At 69.1% G+C, this 16,352-nt stretch carries 17 protein-coding genes; 10 read left to right on the forward strand and 7 right to left on the reverse strand.

Annotated features, from left to right (window positions below; all coding sequences use genetic code 11):
- The first annotated feature begins 41 nt into the window (after positions 1-41).
- A complete protein-coding gene (locus tag ACIQLD_RS10180) occupies positions 42-767 on the forward strand; it encodes a hypothetical protein (protein WP_402607896.1) in 726 nt (241 codons plus the stop codon).
- Between the two features lie 26 nt (positions 768-793).
- Here the strand turns inward: ACIQLD_RS10180 and ACIQLD_RS10185 are convergent, their stop codons facing one another.
- Positions 794-1,768 carry a GlxA family transcriptional regulator gene (locus tag ACIQLD_RS10185; RefSeq protein WP_402607897.1) on the reverse strand — a complete coding sequence of 325 codons (975 nt, stop codon included), beginning with the start codon at positions 1,766-1,768 and terminating at the stop codon, positions 794-796.
- Positions 1,769-1,855: 87 nt separating this feature from the next.
- Here ACIQLD_RS10185 and ACIQLD_RS10190 point away from each other — a divergent pair, with 87 nt between their 5' ends.
- The gene (locus ACIQLD_RS10190) at positions 1,856-2,017 is read left to right on the forward strand and encodes a hypothetical protein (RefSeq protein WP_402607898.1); all 162 of its coding nucleotides are present in this window, start codon (positions 1,856-1,858) and stop codon (positions 2,015-2,017) included.
- Between the two features lie 92 nt (positions 2,018-2,109).
- On the forward strand, positions 2,110-2,715 hold the full coding sequence (locus tag ACIQLD_RS10195; RefSeq protein ID WP_402607899.1) for a hypothetical protein: 606 nt from the start codon (positions 2,110-2,112) through the stop codon (positions 2,713-2,715).
- 12 nt (positions 2,716-2,727) lie between these two features.
- Here ACIQLD_RS10195 and ACIQLD_RS10200 read toward each other — a convergent pair whose 3' ends face one another.
- Positions 2,728-3,957, reverse strand: a complete 1,230-nt coding sequence (locus ACIQLD_RS10200) for a glycosyltransferase family 4 protein (RefSeq protein ID WP_402607900.1) — start codon at positions 3,955-3,957, stop codon at positions 2,728-2,730.
- A 64-nt stretch (positions 3,958-4,021) separates the two neighbouring features.
- A complete protein-coding gene (locus ACIQLD_RS10205) occupies positions 4,022-5,254 on the reverse strand; it encodes a glycosyltransferase (RefSeq protein WP_402607901.1) in 1,233 nt (410 codons plus the stop codon).
- 125 nt (positions 5,255-5,379) lie between these two features.
- Between ACIQLD_RS10205 and ACIQLD_RS10210 the strand changes: the two genes are divergently transcribed.
- Genes ACIQLD_RS10210 through ACIQLD_RS10220 form a run of 3 tightly spaced genes read left to right on the forward strand, consistent with a single transcriptional unit; the run spans position 5,380 to position 6,929 of the window.
- Entirely contained in the window at positions 5,380-5,967 is a 588-nt protein-coding gene (locus ACIQLD_RS10210; RefSeq protein WP_402607902.1) for a hypothetical protein, read from the forward strand.
- A 52-nt stretch (positions 5,968-6,019) separates the two neighbouring features.
- Positions 6,020-6,163 (forward strand): hypothetical protein, encoded by a 144-nt coding sequence (locus tag ACIQLD_RS10215; RefSeq protein ID WP_402607903.1) that lies wholly within the window; start codon positions 6,020-6,022, stop codon positions 6,161-6,163.
- Positions 6,164-6,173: 10 nt separating this feature from the next.
- Positions 6,174-6,929 carry a hypothetical protein gene (locus ACIQLD_RS10220; protein WP_402607904.1) on the forward strand — a complete coding sequence of 252 codons (756 nt, stop codon included), beginning with the start codon at positions 6,174-6,176 and terminating at the stop codon, positions 6,927-6,929.
- A 25-nt stretch (positions 6,930-6,954) separates the two neighbouring features.
- On the opposite strand, the gene ACIQLD_RS10225 is transcribed toward ACIQLD_RS10220, so the two are convergent.
- A complete protein-coding gene (locus ACIQLD_RS10225) occupies positions 6,955-7,323 on the reverse strand; it encodes a VOC family protein (protein WP_402607905.1) in 369 nt (122 codons plus the stop codon).
- 93 nt (positions 7,324-7,416) lie between these two features.
- Between ACIQLD_RS10225 and ACIQLD_RS10230 the strand changes: the two genes are divergently transcribed.
- Both ACIQLD_RS10230 and ACIQLD_RS10235 read left to right on the forward strand, forming a co-directional pair.
- Complete coding sequence (locus ACIQLD_RS10230) at positions 7,417-7,860, forward strand: MarR family winged helix-turn-helix transcriptional regulator (RefSeq protein WP_402607906.1); 444 nt, start codon at positions 7,417-7,419, stop codon at positions 7,858-7,860.
- Positions 7,857-8,561 carry a hypothetical protein gene (locus ACIQLD_RS10235; RefSeq protein WP_402607907.1) on the forward strand — a complete coding sequence of 235 codons (705 nt, stop codon included), beginning with the start codon at positions 7,857-7,859 and terminating at the stop codon, positions 8,559-8,561. The genes ACIQLD_RS10230 and ACIQLD_RS10235 overlap by 4 nt, the downstream gene beginning before the upstream one ends.
- 36 nt (positions 8,562-8,597) lie before the next feature.
- On the opposite strand, the gene ACIQLD_RS10240 is transcribed toward ACIQLD_RS10235, so the two are convergent.
- On the reverse strand, positions 8,598-9,008 hold the full coding sequence (locus ACIQLD_RS10240) for an MmcQ/YjbR family DNA-binding protein (protein ID WP_402607908.1): 411 nt from the start codon (positions 9,006-9,008) through the stop codon (positions 8,598-8,600).
- Between the two features lie 252 nt (positions 9,009-9,260).
- The gene (locus ACIQLD_RS10245) at positions 9,261-12,269 is read right to left on the reverse strand and encodes an alpha-mannosidase (protein ID WP_402607909.1); all 3,009 of its coding nucleotides are present in this window, start codon (positions 12,267-12,269) and stop codon (positions 9,261-9,263) included.
- A 159-nt stretch (positions 12,270-12,428) separates the two neighbouring features.
- On the opposite strand from ACIQLD_RS10245, the gene ACIQLD_RS10250 reads away from it, so the two are divergent.
- Positions 12,429-13,460, forward strand: coding sequence for a LacI family DNA-binding transcriptional regulator (locus tag ACIQLD_RS10250; protein WP_402607910.1), 1,032 nt, complete (start codon positions 12,429-12,431; stop codon positions 13,458-13,460).
- A gap of 7 nt (positions 13,461-13,467) precedes the next feature.
- Here ACIQLD_RS10250 and ACIQLD_RS10255 read toward each other — a convergent pair whose 3' ends face one another.
- Complete coding sequence (locus tag ACIQLD_RS10255) at positions 13,468-14,778, reverse strand: glycosyl hydrolase (RefSeq protein WP_402607911.1); 1,311 nt, start codon at positions 14,776-14,778, stop codon at positions 13,468-13,470.
- Between the two features lie 232 nt (positions 14,779-15,010).
- Here ACIQLD_RS10255 and ACIQLD_RS10260 point away from each other — a divergent pair, with 232 nt between their 5' ends.
- Positions 15,011-16,312, forward strand: coding sequence for an ABC transporter substrate-binding protein (locus tag ACIQLD_RS10260; protein ID WP_402607912.1), 1,302 nt, complete (start codon positions 15,011-15,013; stop codon positions 16,310-16,312).
- Positions 16,313-16,352: the final 40 nt, after the last annotated feature.

Consider the following 16,352-nt stretch of genomic DNA (forward strand, 5'->3'; position numbering starts at 1 on the left):
GCCGTGGGCCGACGTCTCATCCTCGACCTAGACTTGCACCCGTGTGCACGGTCGTGATCGATGTCGAGAATGCCGGCTCCGCACGACTTCTCGCGGTCCGCGACGAAGACCCGCTGCGGGCGTGGGACTCCCTCGGGGCCTGGTGGCCGGTGGACTACCCCGGCGTGGTCGGCATCCGCGATCGCCGAGCCGGCGGCGCCTGGCTCGCTTCGAACCCCGCCGAACGTCGACTCGCCGTGCTGCTGAACCGGGCCGACGTGGGCGACCTCCCCGCGGCGCGTGCCGTCTCTCGTGGCGCTCTCGCATTGGAATCGGTCATGGGCCGCTCTCCCGTCGCACCGCTGTCCATGCACGGCTTCAACCTGCTCGAGGTGCGGCCCGAGGGTGCGCGGGTGCTGTCGTGGGACGGTGTCGAGCTGCGCGAGACCGCCATCGATCCCGGCACGCACATGATCGCGCACGATGACCTCGACGATGCGACCACCCCCCGGATCGAAGCCTGGCTGCCGGAGTTCCGCGCCTTGGGTCCGACGGCCGACAGCGACGACTGGACGGCGGAGTGGACCGCGCTGCTCGCCTCCTCCACCGCGCTGCCTCCGGAGGACGACAGGGCGATCATCCGCGACAATCGTCCGCACGGCTACCCGACGCAGTCACTGCTGTACTGCATCGCCTCGGTGAGCGGCGACGGTGTGGACGTGCGCGATGTCGCGCTCCCCTCGCCGGCCCACTGGACCGATGAGCGGATCGCCGACACGGACGCGTAGCGGGCAGGCCAAGAACGGATAGCCGCTCAGGCCGCAGGGACCGCCGATTCCTCCGCACAGGAGAAGCGCGCGCGGTAGGCCGTGGGGGTGAGGCCGAGCACCCGCGCGAAGTTCTGCCGGAGCACGGCCGCCGAACCGAACCCGCACTCGTCGGCGATGTGCTCGAGCGGCAGGTCGGTGCGCTCCAGCATCCGCTGCGCGTGGATGATGCGCTGCCGGGCGAGCCACGCCGCCGGCGTCGCGCCGTACTCGGCTTTGAAGCGGCGGGCGAAGGTGCGCGGCGACATCAGCGCTCTGGCCGCCAGCTGATCGACACCGAGGTCGTCACGCAGGTGCTCGACCGCCCAATCGGCGACGGCCGCGAGCGAGTCGGTGGGAACCACGGGGATCGGGCGATCGATGAACTGCGCCTGTCCGCCGTCACGCTGCGGCGGCACCACCATGCGGCGGGCGATGCGATTGGTGAGCTCCGCCCCCACCTCCTGCCGCAGCAGGTGCAGACAGGCGTCGATCCCGGCGGCCGTGCCGGCGCTCGTGATGATCTTGCCGTCCTGCACGAACAGCACGTCGGGGTCGATGTCGATCTGCGGGTACATGTCCGCCATGACGTGCGCGTACATCCAGTGCGTGGTGGCGCGACGACCGTCGAGCACTCCCGCGGCGGCGAGGATGAACGAGCCGCTGCACACGCTCATCACCCAGGCGTCGCGCGCCACCGCCTGGCGGGCGAGGTCGAGCAGGAGGGGATCGATCTCGCCCCAGCTCTCACGTGGGAGCGGGCAGAACACGACGAGGTCGGCTTCGTAGGCGAAGGAGAGGTCGTGCTCGACGTTGACCGAGAAGCCGATCTTGGACTTCACCACGCCGGCATGGGGAGCGACGATGCGGAAATCGAAGTTGGGCACTCCGTCGTCGGCGCGGTCGAGGCCGAACGCCTCGCAGGCCACACCGAACTCGAAGGGCGCGAACCCGTCTTGGATGACGCAGGCGACCGTCTTCATGCACACGCTCCCGATTGGCAGTTTTCGTACGTTGATAGTCTATTCTGCCACTCGTGGCCGTCTGACATCGAACGTAGCGTTTCTGCCATGATACTCGTCATCGCACTTCTCGCCCTCGCCGCGTGGGCCACCGTCGCCACCGTCATCGAACTGCGCCGCGACGGCTACCGCCGCACCCCCACCGACTGGAAACGGATCGACGGCCACGAGGTCGGCCACCAGGCCGAGTCCGGGCACGTCTACCGCTGATCGTCGCACCGGCGGCCGGGACGGCTTTCGGGCGCAGCATCCGAAGATTCACGCGCGTGCGCCCCACCGCGGCCGAAGCTACGCTCGTGGTCATGAGCGAGCCACAGCAGCCCCCCGTTCCGCCCGCGCATCTGCCCGCCGCACCGCAGTATCCCGCCGCGCAACAGCAGTACCCGGCCTCGCTACAGCACCCGGCTCCGCCACAGCACCCGGCTCCGCCACAGCACTCGGCTCCGCCACAGCAGCACCCCACGCCCGCGCCCGACGCCTCCGTGCCCTCCTCGACGGCAATTCCGACGGCGTATCCGGTGCCCGCACCCGGGTGGCAGACGCACGCGGCGGCGCAACCCTCGTTCCCCGGCCCGGCCACGCCCGCGGCGCAGACCCGCACCGGCAACCCGGTCGGGGTCGCGGCGTTCGTGATCGCGGTGGCCACTCTCGCCGTCAACCTGTTCAGCTCCGTCGCCCGGCCGTTCGTCTACGGCGGTGATGGCGGATTCGAGTTCATGCTCGCGTTCGACAACGGCATCGGCGTCCTCAGCTTCTTCGCCTATGCCGTCGCCCTTGTGCTGGGGCTGATCGCGCTGCGCCGCTCCGCGAATCGACTGCTCACGGGCATCGCCATCGGAATCGCGGGGGCGGGGGCCATCGGGATCGCCTTCACCGGGCTCACGATCGGCCTGTACCAGTACCTCTGACGCGGCGCCGGCTCAGCCTCCGGCGCGCACCCGCTCGTAGACCTCGACCATCGCCGCCGTGCGCGACGACTGCCGGAAGGCCTCGGCCACGTCGGGGAGCGGGGTGGGCGCCGTGCCCGCGGCGATGTCGGATGCGGCCTGCCGCAGCGTCTCGGCGAGTGCGGACGTGCGCTGAGCTTCGCGCACCCGTCCGCTCGCCGACTCCTCGGCATCCGGAACGGCCCAGAGTCCGCCGCCGAGCTCTGCCGCGATGTCGGGGTCGCAGATCACCGAGGGAGTTCCGAGCGTGGCCGCCTCGAACGGAGTCATACCCTGGGTCTCGAAGCCGATCGACGTCTGCACGAGCGCGTCGGCTGCGGCGATCCGTGCCAGGGTCTGCGGGTAGGTGAGGCGTCCGGCGAATCGGACGCCATCGCGCCCGCGCACGATCTTCTCGGCGGCGGAATGCTGCCCTCCCCCGCCGATGATCTCCAGATCCGCATCGATGCCGGACGCGACGAACGCTTCCAGGAACGGCAGGAGGCGCTTCTCGGGGCTCATCCGCCCGAGCCAGACGAAGCGCGGTCGTCCCGGCGCACGTTCGGCAGGTCCCGCGGCGAGCGTCTGCGCGCGGAGGTCGTCGTCGATGCCGTTCCAGATCACGTCCACGTGGGGGAACACATCGTGTCGTTCGAGGCGGCGGGCGAAGTGGGTCGACGGCGCGGTGACGGCAGATGCCCCAGCGGCGAGCCCGCGCAGGAATGCCCAGCCGTCGGCGCCGGACACAGGGGCTCCGATCCCGCGCATCGCGATGCGGCGCCAGATGTTCAGCGCCGCGAGCACCGGCCCGTGCAGCGGAGTGACGGCGGCGATGCCGACGTCGACGCGGTTGTGCATGGTGTGCACGACCGGGACACCGTGGCGCTGCGCGTAGCGGTGCCCGATGAACGCGCCCCAGAAGTCGGCCTGCACATGCACGAGATCCACCGGGGGCCTGCGGGTCATCGCCTTGTCGAGGAAGCGGTCGGTCGCGCGTCCCGGCCAGCTCATCGCGTACTCGCGATCCGTCGTGATCGGCATCGAAGGCAGGTCGATGTACGCCCCGCGGTGGGAGCTGGACGAGGTACGCGACCCGTGCATCTTCGGAGCGACGACCGTGACGACGTGACCGGCGCGTTCGAGGAACTCCCGCTGGAGCCGCATCGACACCTGGGCCCCGCCGAGGGAGTCGAGGTGCTGATCGCCGAAGAAGACGATGTGCATGCGTGTCACTCCGCCGCCGACGCGTCACCGCGGCGTGATCGGATGGGGATACCGTGCATGGGGGCTACTCCGGCAGTGGCGCGTCGCGGTACAGCGCCTCGAAGGTGTCGAGGGTGCGGTTGATGTCGTGGATGGCGACTCCGTCGAGGGAGGCACGCTGCATCCGCTCGTACTCCGCGGGTTCCGCGGTGAGCACGTCGGTCAGGCGCGCGGCGAGCTCATCGACATTCCCCGGCTCGAACAGGTAGCCGTTCTCGCCGTCGTGCACGAGGTGCGGGAGGGCGACGGCGTCGGCGGCGACGATCGGCAGGGCAGAGGCCATCGCCTCCATGGTCGCGATGGACTGCAGCTCGGCGATCGAGGCGATCACGAACAGGCTCGCTCGCGACAGCAGCGCACGGAGATCCTCATCACTCGTGCGGCCGTGGAAGGTCACCCGGTCGGTGAGCCCGAGCTGCGCGGTCAGGTGCTCCAGCTGCTTGCGCTGGTCGCCACCGCCGACGATGTCGAACGTCGTGTCGAGTGCCGGGTCGAGCTTCGTCATCGCCTTGAGGATGACCTCGACCTGCTTCTCGGCGGTGAGTCGGCCGACGAAGATGATCCGGTTCTTCTCGCGCGGGGCGATCACCGGCGTGTACTGCGTGCGATCGATGCCGCAGCTGACGGGGATGACGCCCTTCACCTCGACGGTCTTCTCGAGGAAGTCGGCGGCGCGACGGGTGGGCGTGGTGATCGCGCGCGTCAGATCGAAGGTGCGCTTCGCGTCGGCCCAGGCGAACTTGAGCACCATGTCGTCGATGAACTTCGGCATGGTCGTGTGGTCGAGGATGTTCTCGGCCATGACGTGGTTCGTGGCGATGACGGGGATGCCGCGCTCGTGGGCCACGTACGCGAGGCCACGACCGATCACGATGTGCGACTGGATGTGCACGACATCGGGCTGCACCTGGTCGATGACCTTGCGGGCGTAGTGCTTCGAACGCCAGGGCCACACGAACCGCAGCCAGTCGTGCGGCGCCCAGCGCACCGACGGCAGCCGGTGCAGAGTCATCGGCTCGCCCTCGATCACCTCGGTGTGCGGCTGCGCGCGACGGTAGGCCTGGTTGGGGGCGACGACATGCACGTCATGGCCGCGCTGCACGAGGCCGGCGGCGAGACGCTCGGCGAAGCGGGCGGCGCCGTTGATGTCGGGCGCGAACGTGTCGCAGCCGATCACGATCTTCAACGGTCGGGGCGCGGGTTCGGCGGCGGGGCCGCTCGACGGATCGATCGGATCGTCGGAGGAGGTCACAGACATGCTGCCTTACGATGTGGCGGCCAAGGGAAAGCCCTGGTCGGGCGCTGGCCACTCTACCCGAGGGCCCTGATCGCGCGGCCGAGGCGTACCGGGCATCCCCCAGGTGCAGCCGATACCGTGGAGCCATGCGACTGACTGCCGACGCCGATTCCCAGCTGTGGATTCCCGTGACGGACTCGCTCGGCTGGAAGGGCCGCCGGCATCGCAAAGCCGCGATCCGGATGCTGCTCGGCCAGGTCAACGCCGCCATGGGGGCGACAGAGCGCCCCGGCTCGAAGTTCGGCGCGTGGGCGATGAGTCAGGCAGCGCCGATGCTCATGAAGCGGGCGGACGGACGCGTGCTCGTCTGGACGTGGAAGGCCGAGCCCGAGCTGGTCGTGGCGATGGCGACCGCACAGGTGCTGACGCCGGATGTGCGCATCGCCCGGGCCTCGATGCCGATGGACTACGACGACACCGAGTCGTTCCCGACCCGGCTCGGCGTGGGCGAGAAGCTGCTCGTCCCGATGCCTCCGTCGCCGGCGTCGCCGCCGTTCGCGACGTACACCTGGGACACGGGGACGCACCTGGTGACGCTGACGGCGGTGTGCAGCGACAAGGAGCGGTTCGGCACGCTGATCGGTGCGCTCGACGATCTCGCGCGCAGCCTCCGCATCGCCGACGACCTCACGGGGGGCGAATCGCCCGACGTGCTGCGACTCGATCCCGCCTGAGGCACACCCTCGAAGAGGATCTGGGCAGTTCCGCAACCCAGGGGGTAACGAGATGTGGACTAACCACCGGAGCGAGCCGGCCGCCGGCACGATCGTTCCGCCGGTGCTCTATCTGCCGATCGATGCTCGCGAGTCGATCGACGAGTGGCTGGCGGACGGCACGCGCTTCTGGCAACCGCCCCAGCTGGCAGGCTGAACGGATGCCGATGAACACTGTCGCTCGTTCTCCGCGCATCGTCGACGGATCGCGGTCAGTCCATCCGAACGGCCGCTTCCCGACCGCGGCGCTCGTGGTTGTCGGTGTCCTTCCGCTGGTGCCTCTGCTACTGGCCGTCGTGGACGCACGCCCGGGTTTCCGGCTTGTCCTGCTCTCGCTGACCGTGTACGCCGCGACGCTCGCGGTCGCGCTCTGGTTCTGGGTCCGGTCAATGCGTGAACGCCTCATCCGGATCGCTGCGACCGGCCCGCTGCGGTTCGCGCCGCCCTGCGGAGTACGTACCACTCAGTGGCTTATCCCCATGGCAGGCCTCCTTCCCGCCGCCATGACCTACCTGGTCCAGATCCTGGGCCTTCCGACGATGAGCAGCCGCCTGCTCGATTGGGGACCGTACCTCCTCGCGGCCGTCTCCCTCGTCAGTCTCGGGCGAGAGGTCATGTCACTTCGCCGGCCGCTCGGCCTCGCGGTCGACGAGCGCGGCCTCCACGGGGTGCGCAGATCCGCGCCGCTCGAGGCCTCCTGGGAGGAGATCGGCACCGTCACACCCGTCGGGCCCTACGGGCCGAAGCTGGCGGTCTCGGTCGCGGGACGTGCACCCGTGATCGTCGATGCACATCACCTGGGCTCCGACCCGGCGGCGGTGGCTGCCGTCGTCTCCTTCTTCCGCGACTCTCCCGAGCAGCGGCATACCCTGGCCGACGGCACCGTCGCGATGCACACGGCCGAGAGCGCGTTGCGGAGCTGAGAGCGCCCGCTTGCCGACGGGTGGATCAGTCCGACTCCGCCGGCGGCTGCCACAGCTCGATCGCGAGACCTTCCGGATCGTGGATGCGCGCGAACGTCCCGTACTCCTCGGTGTTCCAATCGTCGCGGCGCTCCACGGGGATGCCCTCGGATTCCAGCCGCGCGGCGAGCTGCTCGATGTCGGCCACGCGCAGGTTCAGCATGAACTGCTGGTCGGCGGCGAAGTAGTCGCTGTCGGCAGGGAACGGCGCGAACACGGTCATCCCCGCCTCCTGCTGCCAGATGCCGGTGTGACCGGCGCTGATCCCGAGATGCTCCTGATACCAGGCGGCCCTCGCCTCCGGATCCCTGCTGCGGAAGAAGAGGCCACCGATGCCCGTCACGTCTGAGGTCATGCTCCCGTTCTAGCGCATCACTCCAGCCCGCGCTCCCCGTTCTTCCCACCTCTAGATAGTGAAGCAAGGTAACAATGTAGTAGCATCACGAATATGGATCTCCTCCTCCTCGATCGCCTCCTCCAGATCGGCGACCTGTTCCAGAGGGATATGGCGCGCGCGTTCGAGGGCACCGGACTCACCACGGCGCGCGTGCACCTGCTCTGGACCCTGCAGCATGCGGGACCGTCGACGCAGCGGGAACTCGCTCGCCTGTGCGAGGTCACCCCGCGCAACATCACCGGACTCGTCGATGCACTCGAAGCATCCGGTCATGTGCGTCGCACGCCGCACCCGTCCGACCGCCGGGCCGTGCTCGTCGAGTTGACGGCTTCGGCGGCCGAGACGATGACGCAGATGCAGAAGGAGCACTCCGACCTCAACGCGACTCTGCTCGAAGCCGTCGCCCCGGAGGATCGGGACACGGTGGAACGAGGCATCACCGCGATCGCCGACCGCCTCGGAACACTCGTGGCCCAGGCGGGCGGCACACCATGACCGGCGACCCCGCCCAGCTCGGGCACACCCCCGCTGGGCCACCCGCGGCACCGGTGGTGCGGCCGTCCCCCACCACCCGCGTGCTCGACATGCTCCGCCGCGCCCTCCGCGCCGAGATCCGCGTCTACTCGAGCATCGGTCGTGCGATCGCCTGCCGCCCGGCCATTCCCGCCGGAGGAACCGGGATCGGGTATCACCGCCCGGTACTGACCATCCTCATCATCTTCATCGTGCTCTCCGCCGTCGAGATACCGATCCTCGATCTGATCGTGCACCCCTGGCCTGCGGTGCGCATCCCGATCCTGATCCTCGGGATCTGGGGACTGACGTGGATGGCCGGGCTCCTGTGCGCGATGCTCCTGCGCCCGCACACGGTGGGCCCCGAGGGCTTCCAGGTGCGCAGCGGCCTCGAGATCGATGTCGCCATCCCGTGGGAGGCGGTCGCGTCGGTGGCGATCTCGAAGCGCGTCGACGAGCCGAAGCAACCCCGCGTGACGGTGCGCGGCGACCACACCGAGTATGCCGAGAGAATGCAGGACGAGACGAACATCGAGATCGAGCTGGAACGCCCGATCACGATCTCGCTCCCCGGGCTCGCTCCGCGCGGAGGGGCACACGAGATCACGAGCATCAGGCTCTGGGCTGATGAGCCTCGCACCTTCCTCGACGCCGCACGCCCGTTCTTGACCGTATCGAACTAGGTCCGACGCGGGCCGACGTCCACGTCCGCGCCTCTCTCACTCCAGACCGCGCTCCCCCAGCCACTCCTTCGCCACCCGGGCGGGGGCCCGCACCAGCCAGGCGTCGGTGATGATCTCCGCGAGCCGGTCGCGGTCGACCGCGTCGAGACGCACGAGCAATCCGGGGTAGCCGTCGAAGTGCGGGATCGTGAACAGGGCGTCGGGTTCGGCGGCGAGCAGCGCCTCCTTCTCCTCGAGGTCGGCGACGCGCACCGCGAGCACCTCGCCGGAGGGCCACTCCCGCCCGAGCTCGGAGAGCTGCCGCAGGTCGGTCGCACTCGGACCGCGCAGCCACGCGAACTGTCCGCTCTTCAGCCGCCAGGCGGCCTCACCCGTGTGTCCACTCACCGACTCCTCGGCGCCGGGAAGGGCGAGGGCGATCGTGCGCACATCCTCGATGCTCACCATCCCGCCATCGTCCTCCCGGTCGCCCGCCGCTGCAATGCCCGGTCGCCACAACAGGCCAGCGTCCCCCTTCAGCGCGCGATGCGCACGCGGGTCAGGCACGCACGCACGCACGCACGCACGCCAGCACGCACGCACGCACGCACGCCAGCACGCACGCACGCACGCACGCGAGATCAGGCACTTACGCGAGATCAGGCAGTTACACGGGCGCTTCGCCTGATCCCGCGCCTCCGCCTGATCCGGCGCCTCTTCTCAGCGCACGATGCGCAGCGTCCGCACCTCGAACGGCCGCAACCGCAGCTCACCACCGATCCGCGCGTCGTCGATGTCATCCTCGATCAGGCTCACCTCACGCACCTCGCGGTGTGCGAACCCGACCGACAGCTCGCCGACCGTGCGCCGGCCGAGCGCCTCGTACACGCGCACGATCACGTCGCCGGAGCCGTCGTCCGCGAGCTTGACGGCCGACACCACGATCCCCTCACCCTGCACCGACACCAGCGGCTCGACCTCGCGGGCGCCCCGCACGGTCGTCGGGAGGGCGTTGATCCGGATGCCCTCGGCCGTGGCGATCGCGGCATCCGCACCGATCACGAAGCCCACCTCGATCTCGTGGTGGCCGTGGTCGGTGTCGGGGTCGGGGAAGCGCGGCGCCCGCAGCAGCGAGAGGCGAACGGTCGTCGCCACCGCGTCGTCCGACACCTCGCGCGACGTGTCGTACCCGTAGATCGAGTCGTTCACGAGCGCGACGCCGAAGTCCTGCTCGCGCACCAGCACGAAGCGGTGCATCGAGGTCTCGAACTTCGCGACCTCCCAGCTGGTGTTGGTGTGCGTCACACGCGACTGGTAGCCGAACTGGGTCTCGGCCTCGGTGTGCGCGGCCTGGATGTCGAGCGGGAAGGCGAGCTTGAGCAGTTTCTCGGTCTCGTGCCAGTCGACCTCGTTGCGCAGCAGCACGGTCCGCGAATCCGGAGCGAGGAGCATCGTCTGCGTGATGGTCGACTCCGAGAACGGACGGACGACCACGATCTGCGCGACGCCGTTCACGACCGAGGCCTCGATCGACGAGACCGCGGTGAGGTCATCGACGCTGCCCAGGTAGTACCGGTCGATGTCCCACGCGTCCCACATGTTCGGGAAGTCCTGGTGCAGCTGGAACAGGTTCGCCGCCTTGCCCGGCGCGACGGCGTCACGGCCGGTGGACTTGTCGACCGCCGAGACGATCAGGCCTTCGCCCGACACCCGCACCGAGACGAGCTCGTTCTCCAGGCGCCAGCCGCCGTCCTCCTCGGTGAGCGACACCGGCGCCGCCGTGGGCTCGGCCACGAAGGCCGCCCCGAGGGCGCGTCCACGCCCGACCGACGTCGGCTCGAACCGCAGTTCGCGATCCCCCTCGCCGGCGAGCGAACGGCGAGCGGCATCCGCGATGTCGCGTGCGTCCGAGAGCACATCCGACAGCACCGCGACGGCCTCACGGTGCACCCAGGCGATCGAGGTGCCGGGCAGGATGTCGTGGAACTCGTGCAGCAGCACGGCCTGCCAGAGCCGGTCGAGCTCGGCCTGCGGGTACGCGGCCCCGGTGCGCACGGCGTCGGTGGCCGCCCACAGCTCGGCCTCCACCAGCGCGTGCTCGGCCCAGCGGTGCAGCGCCTTCGTGGCGTGCTGGCTCGTGAGCGTGCCGCGGTGCAGTTCGAGGTAGAGCTCGCCGACCCACACGGCCGGGTTCGGCAGCTCGGCCTTGGCGGCGTCGAAGAAGACGTCCGGATGCTCCCACACCACCTGCGCGCTGCCCTCGAGGTCGCGCAGCCGCTCGGCCTTGCCCGTCATCTCGCGCGTCGTGCCGCCGCCGCCATCGCCCCAGCCGACCGGAGCGATCGACCGCGAGCTGAGGCGGTTCTCCTTGAACTGGCGCGACGCCTTCGCGACCTCCATGCCGCTCAGCTGCGAGTTGTAGGTGTCCATCGACGGGAAGTGCGTGAAGACCTGCGAGCCGTCGATGCCCTCCCAGAGGAACGAGTGGTGCGGGAAGACGTTCTGCTGGTTCCACGAGATCTTCTGCGTGAAGAACCACTCGAACCCGGCACGGCGCATCAACTGCGGCAGGGCCGGCGAGTACCCGAAGCTGTCCGGCAGCCACACGCCCTTCGACCGAATGCCGAACTCGCGCTCGAAGAACCGCTGACCGTGCGAGAACTGCCGCACGAGCGACTCGCCCGTCGGCATCACGGTGTCGGACTCGACCCACATGCCGCCCAGTGGCAGGAAGCGCCCGGCGGCGACGGCGGCCTTGACGCGCTCCCACACCTCGGGGCGGTGCTCCTTGATCCAGGCGTACTGTTGCGCGCTGGACATGCCGTACTGGAACTCGGGCTGCTCCTCGATGAGCGTCGTCATCGACGACGTGGTGCGCGCGACCTTGCGGATCGTCTCGCGCACAGGCCACAGCCAGGCCGAGTCGATGTGCGCGTGCCCGACGGCCGAGATGCGGTGCGCACTCGCCTCGGCGGGTGCGGCCAGGACGCCAGCGAGGCGGGCGCGGGCGTCGGGCGCGGTCTGCACGATGTGCTGCAGATCGAGCACGTCGAGGGCATCGTCCAGAGCCTGCAGGATGCGCATGCGGCGGGGAGACGTCGCCGGCAGCTCGGCCTGCAGCTCGAACAGCACCTCGAGGTCGAGGGAAAGATCGAACACCTCCTGCTCGAACACGGCCAGGTCCATCCGCCGCGCGCGGTAGAGCGGCTCCTTCGATGAGGTGAGGATGTCGCCCTCCTGCGTCGGCAGGAAGGGGTGGTAGTCGAGCAGCACCGGGTTCGACGCCGCCTCGAGGTACAGCTCGACCGGCTCGTCGCCCGCTGCCGTCTCGGCGATGGGGACCCACTGGTTGCGCGGGTTGATGCTCTTGACCGGGATCGGGTCGGAATCCGCAGGGCCCGGTCGGTACGCGAGGGCCTCGCACTGGAAACCGGTCATGTTCACGTCGAAGCCGAGGTCGATGAGAGCTTCGACGCGTCGTCCCGCCCATTCAGCCGGCACGCGTCCGGTGAGCTTGAACCAGGTGGTCCCCCATGCGGGGCCCCAGGGAGCGCCGACAGCGCCGGGCGCGTAGTCGAGCGCGATACCCTCAGCGGGCGCGATCGGCTCGCCGGGCAGCTGATGGATCTCGACGTCCAGCGGCACGGAGGCCGAGTGGATCGCCGGGCGGATGCGCTCGTCGAGCACGCGCTTGACGCGGCCGACGGTGAGCGAGGTGTCGTCATGCATGGGTGGGTCTCCGGGCTCGACGGTGAGGGCTGATTCGGGTCTGCGGGTGATGCGCTGTGACTGATGCTATCTGTTGTACTAAAGCGATCTAGTGGAAGAGTCTAGGGCACATCAAGGCTGCTTTCCCGAGGCTAAACCGATCAAGTAGGGTGAGGGACTATGAGCCCGGCGAAACGCGTCACGATCGCCGATATCGCGCGCATGGCTGGGGTCTCCCCCGGTGCCGTCTCCTTCGCCCTGAACGGCCGCCCCGGTGTGAGCGACGAGACCAGACAGCGCATCCTCTCGATCGTCGAGGAGAACGGCTGGCAGCCGAGCTCCGCGGCTCGCGCCCTGGTCGGCGCACGCGCCAACACGGTCGGCTTCGCCCTCGCCCGCCCTGCCCGCTCCCTCGGCTCCGAAGCCTTCTTCACCGACCTCATCGCGGGCATCGAGTCGCGGCTGTCCGAGAGCAAGGTGAGCCTGCAGCTGCGGCTGGTCGCCGACATCGCGGAGGAGATGGAGGTGCACCGGCAGTGGCGCTCCTCCAACCAGGTCGACGGTTTCATCTTCATCGACCCACGCGACGACGACCCCCGTGTCGGACGCATCGAAGCCCTCGACGCCCGGGCCGTCATGATCGGTTCCGAGCCCTCCCCCGAAGGATCGGTGCCGAGCGTCTGGATCGGCGACGACACGGTCGCAGAGACCCTGTTCTCCTACCTCGCCGCCCTCGGCCACGCGCGCATCGCCTACGTCGCCGGCCCCGCCGAGCTCGAGCACACGCGACTGCGCGCCGAGGTGCTGGAGCGCATGACCGCTGACGGCCTCGAAGGCGAGGTCATCACCACCGACTTCTCGCCGGCACGCGCCTCCGCCGTGACGCGGGCGCTGCTGTCGGGTCGACAGCACCCGACGGCGATCGTCTACGACAACGACGTCATGGCGGTCGCAGGTCTCCGCGTCGCGCAGGAGATGGGGCGCGCCGTGCCGCGCGACGTCTCGCTGGCCTCGTTCGACGACTCGGTGATCGCCGGTCTGATCAACCCCTCGATCACGGCGATGACGCGCGACACCTTCGAGCTCGGCGAACGCGCCGCCACTCTCCTGCTGCAGCAGATCGAGGCGGGAGCCAACCTGCCGAGCGTCGAGGGACCGACGCCCGTGCTCACCGCGCGCGAGAGCACGGCCCCGCCCGCACGCCTCGGGTGAGCCGCCGTCAGTTCGGAACGACGGTGTTGACCGATCCGTAGGGGTCGACGACATCGGCCGATACGTCGGGACGGATGAGCCGGCGGATCCCCCGCGCATCGAGCGCAGTGGGATCGAGCGCGTCACGGGACGTGATCAGTGCAGGATCGAGGCCTGCAGCACACGCGTCGACCCAGGCCTGGAACACCGCTCCGCCCGGGCTCAGCGCTGCTCGGCTCACGGGAACCTCGCGCTCATCCACGTCCACCACGATCGCGGTGTCCCTCGCGGGCGCCGCGACCCGTTGCCGCAGCTCGGGGATGATCTCGGCGAGCCGGCGGCCGATGGGCTTCGCCGCGCCGTCCTGACCGATCAGACCGAGGGTGTACTCCAGCTCGGGGAAGTCGCCGAGGTCACGGCTCACGTCATGCGAGCACCACCACGTGATGCCCCACAGATTCTCGGTGCGCACAGCGGAGCGCACCGTCGCCTCCAGGAAATCCGGCATCTCGTCGTCGGCGAGGCAGTTCGAGGGGGCACCGACCTCCTGCAGCCACACGACGCGGTCGGGGTCGGTCGCGAAGGCGCGGGAGAGCTCGATCAGGTACTCGGCATGACGGTCGGAAGCGACCGAGCGTCCACCGTAGCGTTGGGCGGTGCCGTTGAAGATCCAGGAGTGGATCGTGGTCATGGCCCCCAGTCGCGAGGCATGGGCCGGCGTGAAACCGTGGCCGTCCATGTACCAGACCGCGTCGTACTCGCTGTGGACGTGCGGGAGCCCGGGGGCCGCCGCATCCGCCGCCGCCAGCAGGGCCGAGATCCAGCCACCGGCCTCGTCTTGCGTGACGGGCCATGGCGAGGGGTGCGTGTGCGCCGAGAACTGATTCGTCTCGTTGCCGAGCGTCAGCCCGAGGAAGTTCGGCGCCTCGCTCAGTGCCCTCCCGAGCCGGTCGACGAGCGCGACCTGACCTTCGAGGGCCCGCGGATCGGTGAACATGTTCTTGTCGTGCCACGTGTACAACCACGAGGGGACGAAGTCGAAGCTCGAGAGGTGGCCCTGGACCACGTCGATGCTGGCGTCCATCCCGAACTCGCCGGCGATGTCGACGACGGCGCGCACGTCGTCGATCGCCTTCTCGCGGATGAGCGTGCGGTTGGGCTGCAGCACGGTCCACAGCGGGAAGACCCTGACGTGGTCGAGCCCGAGCTCGGCGAGAGCCGAGAAGTCGCGGCGCACGTCGTCGGGAGTGAAGTCGAGCCAGGAGTGCATCCAGTTCTTCGACGGCGTGTAGTTCGCCCCGAACCTCAGAGGAGCATCGAGGGCGCCGCGCTGCGTCATGTGTCAGGCCTTTCGGACGTGCCCTCCGGCGAGGACGGATTTCGCACCACTATAACGCTTGAGCAACACATGGCGCACCCCCTCCCTGCACGCGGACAGAGTTCGCGCCACCGAGCTTCTTGACACGGACGGAATCGGATGGTTTCATCTGCTAAAGCGTTGTAGTCCCCGATTTGCGCAGGCCGCTGTTGCGGACGTCACGCGGATTCGCCCGCCTCAAGGAAGAAGCACGATGAAAGTTCCCACACGCATTGTCGCTCTGGCAGCATTCAGCATCGGCGTTCTGGCGCTGACGAGTTGCACGGGAGGCGGAGGATCCTCCGGCGCCTCGGGCCCCATCGACACCTCGGGCGAACTGAGCGGCACGATCCAGTTCCAGACGTGGTCGCTCAAGAACGAGAAGTTCACGCCCTACTTCGAAGACCTCATCGACGCCTTCGAGAAGGAGCACCCCGACGTCACGGTCGAGTGGCTCGACCAGCCGGGCGACGGCTACCAGGAGAAGATCCTGAGCCAGGCGAACGCCGACACCCTCCCCGATGTGCTGAACCTGCCGCCCGACATCGCCTACCCCCTGGTGGCTGCAGGCAAGCTGGTCGATCTGGAGACCGCCGACCCCGACCTGAAGTCGGCCTACAACACCGGCGCGTGGGAGGCCTACAGCGAGTACCCGGGCATGGAGGGCACCTACGGCCTGCCCTGGTACCTCTCCAGCGACGCGTCCTGGTGGAACCTCGCCCAGCTCGCCCCCTTCGGCGTCACGCAGGAGAACCTCCCGACCACGGTCGACGAGCTCCTCACGCTCGCGGAGGACGTGGCGACGGAATCCGGTGGCAAGGTGCAGCTGCTCTCCTCCATCCCGGCCCTCGACACGTTCACGGCCGCAGGCATGGAGGTCATCGACGAGAAGGGCGAGTTCGACTTCAACACCGACGAGGCCGCCGCGATCATCGACAAGTACGCCGACGCCTACGCGGCGGGGGCCATGCCCGCAGAGGCCCTGACCGGCGACTACGGCGGGAACGCCGAGGCGTACATCCAGGAGAAGGTCGCCTTCACGACCGGCGGCACCGGCTTCACGACCGACCTGCAGAAGGATGCACCGGCACTGCTCGAGAACACGGTGGCCACTCCGCGACTCGGCATCGCCCCCCTGTACGTGCAGGGTCTCAACGTCTCGGCCGACTCCGACAACAAGGAGGCTGCCCTCGCGTTCGCCGAGTTCGCGACGAACCAGGAGAACCAGGTCGCCTTCTCGTCGCTCGCCGTCGGCACCGCCCCCGGCACGGCCGAAGGCGGCGACGAGGTCGTCGACAACATCGCCTCCACTGTCACCGATGAGAAGCAACTCTCGGCGATCGACACGGTCTTCGGGGCGATGAAGGATGCCAAGGCGCTGCCCTTCCAGTGGACCTCCGACATGGCCACGTACATGACCCAGCAGATCGCCCTCGCCGTGAACGGCGAAGCGGACTCGAAGACCCAGCTCGACAAGATCGTCGAGTACGCCAACGCCAACCGCGTGGACAAGTAAGCCATGCGCGCGAACACCGACATCCGGTCCGGCAGGAAGA

Source organism: Microbacterium sp. NPDC091662, assembly GCF_044756705.1.
Taxonomy (GTDB): Bacteria; Actinomycetota; Actinomycetes; order Actinomycetales; family Microbacteriaceae; genus Microbacterium.